Source organism: Sandarakinorhabdus sp. (genome assembly GCF_032115815.1).
GTDB lineage: Bacteria > Pseudomonadota > Alphaproteobacteria > Sphingomonadales > Sphingomonadaceae > Sandarakinorhabdus.
This window is the reverse complement of sequence record NZ_JAUMBI010000005.1, coordinates 1-11,407: the sequence shown is the minus strand read 5'-3', so window position 1 is coordinate 11,407 and position 11,407 is coordinate 1. Positions and strand designations below refer to the sequence as shown.

General features: G+C 66.6%; 10 protein-coding genes. 4 read left to right on the top strand and 6 right to left on the bottom strand.

The genetic code is table 11. The features are described 5' to 3' along the window. The 3 genes from RT662_RS00205 to RT662_RS00195 all read right to left on the bottom strand — a co-directional run. On the bottom strand, positions 1-587 hold a 587-nt coding region (locus RT662_RS00205; protein ID WP_313668136.1), incomplete at its 3' end, for an SDR family oxidoreductase. A gap of 92 nt (positions 588-679) precedes the next feature. Then, positions 680-1,543, bottom strand: a complete 864-nt coding sequence (locus tag RT662_RS00200; RefSeq protein WP_313668135.1) for a YihY/virulence factor BrkB family protein — start codon at positions 1,541-1,543, stop codon at positions 680-682. Continuing rightward, a complete protein-coding gene (locus RT662_RS00195) occupies positions 1,536-2,477 on the bottom strand; it encodes a DnaJ C-terminal domain-containing protein (RefSeq protein ID WP_313668134.1) in 942 nt (313 codons plus the stop codon). Before RT662_RS00195 ends, RT662_RS00200 begins: the two co-directional genes overlap by 8 nt. A gap of 115 nt (positions 2,478-2,592) precedes the next feature. Here RT662_RS00195 and RT662_RS00190 point away from each other — a divergent pair, with 115 nt between their 5' ends. Beyond that, complete coding sequence (locus RT662_RS00190) at positions 2,593-3,507, top strand: S1/P1 nuclease (protein ID WP_313668133.1); 915 nt, start codon at positions 2,593-2,595, stop codon at positions 3,505-3,507. A gap of 24 nt (positions 3,508-3,531) precedes the next feature. Further along, complete coding sequence (locus RT662_RS00185; protein ID WP_313668132.1) at positions 3,532-4,425, top strand: neutral zinc metallopeptidase; 894 nt, start codon at positions 3,532-3,534, stop codon at positions 4,423-4,425. Between the two features lie 6 nt (positions 4,426-4,431). On the opposite strand, the gene RT662_RS00180 is transcribed toward RT662_RS00185, so the two are convergent. The 3 genes from RT662_RS00180 to RT662_RS00170 all read right to left on the bottom strand — a co-directional run bounded on the left by RT662_RS00180 (position 4,432) and on the right by RT662_RS00170 (position 6,240). Next, entirely contained in the window at positions 4,432-4,986 is a 555-nt protein-coding gene (locus tag RT662_RS00180; RefSeq protein ID WP_313668131.1) for a hypothetical protein, read from the bottom strand. Positions 4,987-5,038: 52 nt separating this feature from the next. After that, complete coding sequence (locus RT662_RS00175; protein ID WP_313668130.1) at positions 5,039-5,992, bottom strand: DUF808 domain-containing protein; 954 nt, start codon at positions 5,990-5,992, stop codon at positions 5,039-5,041. Positions 5,993-6,054: 62 nt separating this feature from the next. Continuing rightward, positions 6,055-6,240: a hypothetical protein gene (locus RT662_RS00170; RefSeq protein ID WP_313668129.1), complete on the bottom strand. Its 186-nt coding sequence runs from the start codon at positions 6,238-6,240 to the stop codon at positions 6,055-6,057. Between the two features lie 199 nt (positions 6,241-6,439). On the opposite strand from RT662_RS00170, the gene RT662_RS00165 reads away from it, so the two are divergent. Both RT662_RS00165 and RT662_RS00160 read left to right on the top strand, forming a co-directional pair. Further along, complete coding sequence (locus RT662_RS00165) at positions 6,440-8,302, top strand: BamA/TamA family outer membrane protein (RefSeq protein WP_313668128.1); 1,863 nt, start codon at positions 6,440-6,442, stop codon at positions 8,300-8,302. Then, the coding region (locus RT662_RS00160; protein WP_313668127.1) for a hypothetical protein at positions 8,302-11,407 on the top strand (3,106 nt) is incomplete at its 3' end. The genes RT662_RS00165 and RT662_RS00160, both read left to right, overlap by 1 nt.

Below are 11,407 nucleotides of genomic sequence, written 5' to 3'. Positions count from 1 at the left end.
ATGCCGCTGGCAGCCAGCGTCTTGATCGGGCCGGCGGAGATGGCGTTGACGCGCACATTCTGAGGACCAAGATCCATCGCCAGATACTTCACGCTGCATTCCAGCGCGGCCTTGGCCACACCCATCACGTTGTAGTGAGGGATGACCTTTTCGGCGCCATAGTAAGACAAGGTGAGCATAGCGCCGCCGTTCGGCATCATCAGCGCTGCGCGTTGGGCCACCGCCGTGAAGCTGTAGACCGAGACGTTCATGGTGAGCAGGAAATTGTCCAGCGACGTATCGACATAGCGGCCGCGCAGCTCGTTCTTGTCCGAAAAGCCGATAGCGTGGACGAGGAAATCGATCGTGGGCCATTCAGCCGCCAGCGCGGCGAAGCAGGCGTCCATGCTTTCCACCGAAGACACATCACATTCGAACAGGCGGGCGACACCCAACGCTTCTGCCAGCGGGCGCACCCGCTTTTCCATCATCGGGCCCTGATAGCTGAAGGCCAGTTCGGCGCCCTGTTCGGCCAGCGCCTTGGCGATGCCCCAGGCGAGGCTCTTGTCGTTGGCAAGGCCCATGATGAGGCCGCGCTTGCCGGTCATGATTCCCATGAAATTCTCCAATACGTGATTTCAGGTGAAATGGCACATTTCACGGCTCGGAAATCACGGAACAACCAATCGTTCTGCGCGCCTTAACGGTCAATTGCGGCAATTTCCAGCCGGGCGCGGGCGATGGCGGCATTCAACTGCGCGCCCAGCACCATCCCGAGCCCGACGATATAGAAATAGAGCAAGGCTATGATCACGCCGGCGAGGCTGCCATAGGTGAGCGCATAGTCACCAAACAGGGTGAGCGCGCGCGGCAGCGCCAGGGTGGTCGCCGTCCACGCCGCCGCTGTGGCCAGCGCACCGGGCCACACCGGGGCGATGTGGAACCGGCGTGGGCACAGCAGCGCAAACAGCCCCCAAAGCGCCAGGAACAGCAGCAGCGCCGGTACGATGCGTTGCAGGCCCAAGGCCGGGAAGATGTTCGCCGCCATCGGCATCAGGCGATAAACGAAGGTTTCGGCGGCAGTCACCACCACCTGGGCGGCAAAGGCGATCAGCAGCAGCAGCACCAGGCCCAGCACCTCGAGCAAGCCGAGCAGGCGCCAACGCAGATACGGCATTTCCGATTCCCGACCATAGGCCTGGGTGACAATGGTGCGCAGCGTGACCAGCACGCCCGACGACGTCCAAAGCGCCACCGCCAGGCTGAAGGTGATGACGCCGCTGCTCGAATCGGCCGCGATCACATCGGTCAGCGCCGGGGCGATAAGTGCGGCGACATTACTGGGCAGCGCAGTGAGGAAGCCGTTGACGGCCGCCAGCCCATCGGCGGTGCGGCCCAACTGCCCGGCGACGGCGGCGAGCAGGATGACGAAAGGAAAAAGGGTGACCAGACTGAGATAGGCGAGATTGCCGGCGTGGGTGAAGCCATGTTCGAACGTGCCGCTGGCGGTATCACGCGCGATGGCAGGCCACGACAGCCGGCGGCTCGGGCCAGCTTCAACCATCCAGCGTGGCGCGGATGTTGCGCGGATCGACGAAGCTGGCGGCAAAGGCCTTGAGTTCCTCGTGATCGGGCGGGATATCGATCTGCACCGTCACCAATTGATCGCCGCGGGTGGCATCCAGCTTGCGGAAACCCCTGCCCTTCAACCGGAACATCTTGCCCGATGCGGTGCCAGGGGGGATGGAGAGCGAGACCATGCCTTCAGCCGTGGGCATGCGGATCTTGGCGCCGAGCACGGCTTCATCCAGCTTGATCGGCAAGGTGAGCAGCACATCGTCGCCCTCACGCGTCAAGGCGCGGTGCGGCGCGATCTCGATGGTGACGATGGCGTCGCCATGGCCACCGGGGCCGGGCTCACCCTTGCCGGCCAGCCGCATCTGTTTGCCCGATTCAAGGCCAGCAGGCAGCTTGATCTCGATCGTCTGGCCGGAACGCAGGGTCACACGCTGTGGATTGAGCTGCACGGCATCGACGAAGGGCACGGTGAGGCGATAGGCAACGTCGGGCCCACGCACCTGGGTGCGGAAACCGCGGCCCCCACCACTTGCGGCGCCGCTGCCGCCGAACGGGCTGCGGCCACCAAAGATTTCGGCAAACAGATCATCGGCGGCACCGGCAAAATCGGCACCGCCGCCGGAGCGCGAGCCGTTGCTGCCAAAATCACGCGGATTGAAACCGCCGCCGCCGCCACCGCCGGCAAAGGGATTGGTGGGCTGGCCATCCGGGCCGATCTCGCCGCGATCGAACTGGGCACGCTTGGCTGTATCTGACAGCAGCTCATAGGCGAGGTTGGCTTCCTTGAAGCGTTCCAGCGCCTTGGGATCATCGGCATTGCGATCGGGGTGATTGTCCTTGGCGAGCTTGCGGAACGCCTTCTTGATGTCGGCTTCCGTGGCCGAACGCGGCAGGCCCAAAACGCTGTAGGGATCTCGCATCGTCTGTCTTTATCCTGTTGGCCCAAAGATTGGCAGCAAGGGCCCGCTTTGCAAGCCCATACAGCCACCCTGCGGCACTGGCCAGCGTCACCGCCGTGCGGCATGGGCGAAAGCCATGATCCACCGCTTGATTCGCCCCCTCGCCTGGCTGGCCCTGCCGCTTGCCCTACTGGCCGCCCAGCCGGCGCTAGCCTGGGGTGATTATGCCCACCGGCTTACCGGGCGCATCGCGCTGGCCCAGCTCCCGCCGGCGGTGCGTGCCGAGGTGAAGCGCCTGTATCGCGCCGAAGCCGCATTGAACACGCCCGAATGCCGGCTGCGCAACATCGAGGAGGCCAGCGTGTGGCCCGATTGCGTGCGCGCCCGTTATCGCGACCGTTTCGCCTTCTCCGCACCCTGGCACTATCAGAACATCAGCGTGTGCGGCGATTTCGACATCAACGCCAAATGCCCGGACGGCGATTGCGTGACGGTGCAGATTTCGCGCCAGCAGGCCATATTGGCTGATCGCAGCCGGCCGGCGCACGAACGCCTGCAGGCCTTTGGCTTCCTGGTGCATTTCGTGGGAGACATGCACCAGCCGCTGCACCTCGGCGACAAGGCCGATCTGGGGGGCAACCAGGTGCGCGCCGATTATGGCTATAAACAACGTATGAACCTGCACTGGATCTGGGATGGTGACCTGGCCGAACGCGCGCTGACCGAACCGCCGGCGATCACGCCGCAGCGCATCGCGCTGGCACAGGCCCGCGCCTATACCGCCGGCCCGGCCGACACCGCAGCACGGGTGGCGCTTTGGGCACGCGACGTTTGGGAGATCTCGCGCACGATCGCCTATCCGCAACTACAGGGTTATCCCGACAGTTGCCCGATCTCCGCCGACCAGCGCCGCACTCTGCCGCGAGGGATGGTGACAGCCGACTATATCGCCAAGGCGACTCCGGGCGTGCGGGATCAGGTGGCCAAGGCCGGCAGCCGCATCGCCCTGCTGGTGAACGAGGCGCTGGCGCCGGGCGGGCGCAACCGGTAACCTGTCTGCCGGGAGACGCCGGCCATGAACCTCGACGACGAACAGGAAAGCAGCAACATCGTTGACCGCCGGGGGGAACGCGGCGGCGGTGGCGGCATGCGGCTGCCGATTGGCGGCGGCAAGCTGGGCATCGGCGGCATGATCGTGGTGGGCGTGATCGCCTTGCTGCTGGGGCAGAATCCGCTGGAACTGATCGGCGCTGTGGGCGGTGGCAGCGTGGGTGGGCCGGGTGTGGGCCAACCGCGGCAGGCGGTGGAACCGGCGGCACCGGCAAAGCTGGATGGCGCACATGACCGTTTCATCGCCAAGGTTCTGCGCAGCACCGAGCGCACCTGGGGGGAGCAATTCCCGGACCAGTTGGGCAAGCCCTATCCGCAGCCAAAACTGGTGCTGTTTGAAGGCGGCGTGGATTCAGGCTGCGGTCAGGCAGACAGCGGCATGGGGCCGTTCTACTGCCCGGCAGACCAACAGGTCTATCTTGATGCCAGTTTCTTCGATGATCTGTCCCGCCGCTTTGGCGCGCCCGGCGACTTTGCCGCCGCCTATGTGATCGCGCACGAGGTGGGGCATCATATCCAGACGGTGCTGGGCATTTCCGCCGAGGTGCAGAAGGCGCGCCGCGCGTCAGGGCCGGCGCAGGGCAACGCGCTTTCCGTGCGGCAGGAACTGCAGGCCGATTGCCTTGCCGGGGTGTGGGCGCACCACAACCGCGATCTGCTGGAGTCCGGCGACATCGAGGAAGGCCTGCGCGCTGCCCAGGCCATCGGGGATGACACGTTGCAGAAAAAGGCCGGGGCGCGGGTAAACCCGGAAAGCTTCACCCACGGTACGTCGGCACAACGCATGCGCTGGTTGCAAGCCGGGCTGCAATCCGGGCAGATGAACAGCTGCGACACGTTTGCGGCGCGCAGGCTCTGACGCGGATCAGCCCTTGCGATCGCTGATGGTGATGCGGCCGCGGGCAACGCCGGTGTCGCCATCTTCCACGGCGATCACCATGCGGTCACCATCTTCGGTGGTGCCAGTGAGAGTGTTGCCGCTGCGGCTGGGGGTGCGGCCCTTGTCGGCAAGCGCCTTGGCATACCAATCGGCCACCTGCGCTGCCGTGCCCGGGGCGCTGAAGCCCAGCAATACTTGCCCGCGCCCGTCGCCATCCTTGCCGCTGGCCTGCACATTGACATTGGTCAGCTTGGCACCCGGATAGCGGCCCACACCATCCAGATCGAACTTCGTATCAGATTCGAGGCCCTCCGGGATGCTCACCTTGCCGGCGATGCCCCCGGGCAGCTTCAGCTCGACCTCGCCCTTTTCCATGTCGGCCTTGATGTTGACGCCAGTATCGTTGCCAGCGCCCTCATCCCAATCCTTGTCCACACTGATCGCGGCCGCTTCGGCCTTTTCCTTCTCTTCGACGCGCCGGGCGTCGCAGGCGGCCACGGCAGCGCCGCACAACAGGATGGCGATCAGGGCATTCTTCATGGCACAGCGCTCCAGTGTATTGCCATCACAATACACAATGAATGAAGGGCAATCAATGGCCCTTGCGCGGAATGGCGTGCAGCGCGGCCACGATCAGCGCGCCGAGCGCAACGCCAAACAGCCCGGCCCCGCCCGCTTCGGCCAACCAAGTGGCAAAGCTGCCCGCGCCTTCCACAGCGTGCATGGCAGCATGCAGCAGATCATGCGGCGCATCGATGCCGAACTTGTGCAGGCCATCGATCACGATATGGCCGCCCACCCACAACATGGCGGCCAGCCCAACCCAGCCCAGAAGCACAAGGAACGGCGGCATGCCAACGACCAGACCACGCCCGAGCGCCGCCACCGCGCCATTGCGCTTGCGGGCAAGGAACACCCCGAAATCATCGGCCTTCACGATCAGCGCGACGGCGCCGTAGACCATGGCGGTAATTCCCAGCGCCACCACCACCAGCGCAGCGGCCTGTTCGGCGATGGGTTCCTGTTCCACGGTGCCCAATGCAATGGCCATGATTTCGGCCGAAAGAATCATGTCGGTGCGGATGGCGCCCGAAACCATCGTGCGCTCCTTCTCGACCGGGTCCATCGCAGCATCGTCGGCGGCGTCTTCATCATGCGGGGTCAGCTTTTCCCACAGTTTTTCCGCACCTTCGAAACACAGGAACGCCCCGCCGGCCATAAGCAGCGGGGTGATCACCACCGGCAGGAAGTATGACAGCGCCAGCGCGCCGGGCAGCAGGAACACCAGTTTGTTCTTCAGGCTGCCGCGCGCGATCTTGGCGACGATGGGGATTTCGCGATCCGCCGCAAAGCCCGTGACATAGCGCGGCGTGACGGCGGCATCATCCACCACCACGCCTGCCGCCTTGGCCGAAGCCTTGGCGGCCGCTGCGGCGGTATCATCCAGGCTGGAAACCGCCATGGTGCCGATATCATCGACACTGGCCGCCGCAACCTTGGCGATGGCCGCAATATCATCCAGCAATGCAAACAGGCCGCTTGCCATGCCCTATCCCCTGAAAATGCCGCCGTTTGATACCGCAGCCACACGCCAGCGCAATGCGGCGTTCAGCGGCGGTCGCGCAAGGCAAGCAGGATGGCCGCCGAAATACCAACGCCGAGACCTGCCAGCAACCCCAGGGACGGCTGCCCGGCCAGCATGCCGCCAACGGCACCCGCCACCAGCCCAAAGGCGATGAAGATACCGCCGCCACGTTGTGGTGGACGCGAAACAGGAGAGCCGGGAGACGCCATGCCCAGCCCCTTGCACCAGAGCGGCGGCCAACGCCAGAGGCGGCTGCGCCTTGCGCTGCCTTGCCCTTCCGGTAAACCCCATATGGTGCATCGGTTCCTGTCTCTCTTGATCGCCGCTGCGGCCGGAACCGCGCAGGCCCAAACTGCGCCCGGCCAAACCACGACGCCAGTGCCAGCCGCCGAGCCTGTCCCTCCGCCGGTGACCGACGTGATACCAGGGCCGCAAGCCCCCCTGCCCGATCTGCCCGGCGGCGAGGACGTGGCGTGGCCCGATGTGGATTCCGCAACAGGTGGCGAGGCTGATGCTCCCGATGCCGCCATCCGGTACCGCGTGGAGGTGAGCGGGCTGGCGGAACTGGGCCTCGACGATGAATTTCGCGGCCTGTCGTCGTTGTGGCTGCACCGGGGCGAGGAAACCAATCTGGCGCAGCTTGGCCGCCGCATCGCCGAGGATCGCGATCTCACAGAACTGTTGCTGCGCTCTATCGGCCATTATGGCAGTCAGGCTCGCATCAGTATCGAGCCGGCGCAGGCAGGCCAGCCCAGCATCGTGCGGGTGCGGGCGACACCGGGGCCGATCTACAATTTCCGGGAGATCACCATCACCGCTCCAGCCGGCGCGCTTGGCCCCGATCCGGCGCGGACTGTCAGCCGGCTGCTACCGATCCGGGTGGGCGATGCGGTGGAAGCCGCGCGCGTGCAATCGGCGCAGGACGGCCTGCCGATCCGCCTTGCCGATGCCGGCTATCCGTTCGCGCGCATCGCGCCGCCCGACATCACCATCGATCACGCCAGCCGCGATGCCACGCTGGTGCAAAGTATCGATCTGGGCCGGCGCGGCGTATTTGGCGCCATCCGCATCGATGATAGCGTGAAGGGCATGGACGAAAAGCATGTCGCTTTGCTCGCCCGCTTCAAGCCCGGTGACCGGTACAGCAACGCCGGCCGCGAGGATCTGCGCCGGGCGCTGGTGCAAACGGGCCTGTTCGGCGCAGTGGCGATCAAGCCCGGCGAAGGCGCCGTGCGCGAGGACGGCACACAGACGGTCGATCTCGATATCAGCAGCGAAGCCGCGCCGATGCGCACCATCGCCTTGGCCGGCGGCTTTTCCACCGGCCAGGGCGTGCGCGCCGAAGGCAGCTGGACCCACCGCAACCTGTTCCCGCCAGAAGGCGCCTTCACCGCCCGTGCCGTGGGCGCCCAGCGCGAACAGGTGGCGCAGGTGGAACTGCGCAAGCGCAATTTCGGCCAGCGCGATCGGCAATTGCTGGTCGCCGGCGGCTTCACAGCCAGCCAGCAATTCGCCTTTGCCGCCGAAACGCTGGGAATCTCGGCGGCGTTGGCACGCGAATCCAACATCCTCTGGCAAAAAGACTGGACCTGGAGCGTCGGCGCCCAGGCGCTGATCACCAGCCAGCGCGACCGTTCGGTGCGCGGCGATCCGCGCCGCACCTTCACGGTGCTGGCGCTGCCAGCCAGCGTCACCTGGGACCGTTCCGACGATCTGCTCAACCCATCGCGGGGCTTCCGGCTGACCACGCGCCTCAGCCCGGAATTCACGCTCAGAGACCAGAGCAATTTCAATTATCTCAAGGCCCAGTTCGAGGCCACGGCCTACAAGCCGTTTGGCGACAGCCTGGTGCTGGCCGGCCGCTTCCACCTCGGCAGCATCGTTGGCGCCAATCGCGGCGTGATCGCACCGGATCGGCGTTTCTATGCTGGCGGTGGCGGTTCGGTGCGCGGCTATGTGTTCCAGGGCGTTGGCCCACGCAATGCCGATAATGTGCCTACAGGTGGCAACAGCCTGACCGAACTGGCGGTGGAAGCCCGCTATCGTTTCCAGGCGCTGGGCCAGGATCTGGGCATCGTGGCATTTGTCGATGCCGGCGAGGTTTCCACCGGCACCACCCCGGCCTTTGATCGGCTGTCGCTGGGCGCGGGTATCGGCGCACGCTTCTACACCGGCTTTGGCCCGGTGCGGGTGGACATCGCGACGCCGGTGAATCCGCAAAAGGGCGATCCCCGGCTGGTGTTCTATGTTTCCATCGGGCAGGCGTTTTGATGCCGCGGGCTCTGCGCATCCTTGCGATCACGCTGCTGACGGCGCTGGCGGTGATCATCGCCCTGCCCTTTGCGCTCGATACCCAATCCGGCCGCGACTGGACGGCACGGCGGCTGGCGGGGTTCAGCCTGGCCAATGGCATTTCGCTGCATGTGGCGCGGATCAGCGGCAGCCTGTGGGGCCGGGCCACGCTGGAAGGCGTGGAGCTGCGTGATCAGGACGGTCGCTTTGTCCGTGCGCCGCGCGTGCTGCTCGACTGGACGCCACGGGCGCTGATCAGCAACCGCTTCGAAGCGGCCGAACTGATCATCCCCGATGCGACGCTGGAACGCCTGCCGCGCCTGAAGCCGGTTTCTGATCCACGCATCCTGCCTAATATCGATATCCGCATCGGCACACTGGAACTGGGCCGGCTGGTGGTGGCCAGAGGCATCGCCGGGCCGGAGCGGCTGCTGAGCGCCAAGAGCCGGCTTGATCTTCACGCCGGACGCGCGCTGGTGGATCTGGATGCCAAAGTGTCTGCCGGCGACACGCTGGTGTTGCACCTTGATGCCGAACCGGATCGGGACAAGTTCGCGCTCAACGCCAAGCTGGCAGCGCCAGCGGGTGGCCTGGTGACGACACTGGCCGGGTTGAAAGCGCCGCTCAATGCCACCGCCACCGGGCGCGGGCGCTGGCGCGATTGGACCGGGCAGTTGGTGGCCAGCCTGGGTTCCGCGCCGCTGGCCGATCTGGCGTTGGCGGGCAAGGCCGGGGCGTTGGGGGCGCGCGGCCGAATCGATCCGGTGCCGCTGCTGGGTGGCGCTGCGAAAGAGGCGCTGGCCGGCGGGTTGGCTGTGGTGGCCGAAGTGGTGCCTGATGGCGATCTGACCCGACTGAAACTCACGCTGGATGGCAGGCAATTCACCGGCCGCCTAGGTGGCCGGATCGACCGTGCCGAAGAACGCTGGACCGAAGCCGACGTCCGGCTGAGCTTGGCGGAGGGCAGCGCGCTCGCCAAGGGTTGGGGCGTTGATGGCGGCCTGCTCACCGCGCGCCTGGCTGGCCCGCTGCTGGCGCCCATCATCGATGCGCGGCTGCTGGCGAAGCGGCTGGCGCTGCCGGGCGGGCTGGCGCTGAGCGATCTGTCTGTGGCCGGGATTGCCGATCTGAACGAAACGGGCCTGTCAGCTCCACTGGTCGCCACCGCCACGGGCCTCACCGGCCTGCCCGACAGTTTAAAGCCTTTGGCTGGCAAATGGCGCGCCGAAGGCCGGCTGGTTTATGCCAAGGGCCAGTTGCAAACCAATGATCTGAAACTGGCCAGCGGGCCATTGGCGGCACGCATCGGCCTGTCGTTCGTGCCGGCCACCAGCGCCTGGGGGCTCAGCGCGGCGGGCGATGTGCGCGGTTGGGCGCTGCCGCAACTGGGCGTTGCCGACGTGACCTTCCGCACCAATCTGAAACCCGGTGCCAATCAGAGCGTCGCCGGCAGCGGCGATTTCCGCCTGATTGCCGCGCGACCGCCGGCCAGCGGGCTCACCCGCCTTACCGGTGGTGGCGTCACGCTGGGCGGGCGTTTTGCGCTGCTGCCCGGTCTGGCCGTCGCCCTGTCAGATCTGGTGCTGTCATCACCGAAACTGGCCGCTGCGGGCCGTGCCGGTTGGGCAAATGGCCGCTTCACCCTCGCCACCACCGGCAAAAGTCTTGATTGGGGCCCGTTCGCGCTGGATGGCGAAGGCACCGTCGCCGCGCCGCATTTCACCGCCCGGCTGGCGAAACCCGGCTATGGCCTCACCGCCGTGGCGGCCCGTATCGATCCGGCCGGCGATGGCTGGCGGGTGGATGGTGATGCGCAATCGGGGTTGGGGCCGGTCACCTTGAAGGCCGATATCAGCCTGTCGCCGGTGCTGCGGATCGACGTGGACAGGCTGGCGGCGGCGGATTTTGTCGCCAGCGGCCGGCTGGACCAGTCCGCCACCGGGCCGTTCGCCGGCACGCTGGCGCTGGCCGGCAAGGGCCTCACCGGCAGCGCCAAGCTGTCTGCCGCTGGCGCCGTGCAGCTGGCGGAACTGGCCGTGGCCGGCGACTCCCTCAATCTGCCGCTGGCGACGCCGATCACGGTTGACCGGCTGCGGCTGGCCGCCCGGGTGCTGCTGCCGGCCAGCGGCCCCGATATCGATGCCGCGCTCGATCTGGCCGGATTGGAACGGGGCAATCTGGCGGTGGAAAAGGCCACAGGCACGCTAAAGATGAAGGGCGGTTCCGGTACGGCCAGCCTGACATTGGCCGGCAACAGCGGCGAAGCGTTCAACCTGGCCTTCACCGGCGACATCGCGCCCGATCGCTGGCAGATCAAGGGCGGCGGCGATTATGATGGCCGTGCCGCCAAATTGGCCGGGCCGGCGGTGATCACCCGTGATGCCGCTGGCTGGCACCTCGCCCCCGTCACGCTCACCAGCGCGCTCGGCAATGCCGAAGTGGCCGGCGATTGGGGCGCGACGAAACGGCTCAATGCCCGGCTCGACAAGGTATCGCTGCAGATGGTGGGCCTCGCCTATCCCACGCTTAATCTGGCTGGGCGGATTTCGGGCACGCTTGCGCTTGTGCAGACCGGCGATGCCGCCCCCACCGGCACGGCAGCCCTGCGCCTGAACGGCCTGTCGCGCAGCAACATCACCTCCACGTCCACCCCGATCGACGTTGGCCTCAACGCCGCGCTGGGCGCCGGCGGCACGGTGATGCGCGCGGTGATCGTGCGCGCCGGCAAGGTGGAAGGCCGCGCCCAAGCCAGATTGGGCCCGATCCCGACCGGCGAAGCTGACCTTGTGTCCCGCCTGTTCGATGCCAGCGTCACCGGCCAATTGCGCTATGCCGGGCCGGCGCAGGATCTGTGGGGTCTGTCCGGCCTCACGGCGCTCGATGTGCGCGGCGCGGTGCAGGTGGCGGCCGATGTGTCAGGCACGCTGGGCGATCCGCAGGTGGCAGGCCGGATCCGTGGGCTGGGCGGCCGGGTGGAAGCACCCTTGTTGGGCGCGGTGGCCACCGATGTCAGCCTGGATGCCCGCTTCACCGCGTCAAAGCTGGAACTCACCCGCTTTGCCGGCAAATCCGGCCAAGGCAGCA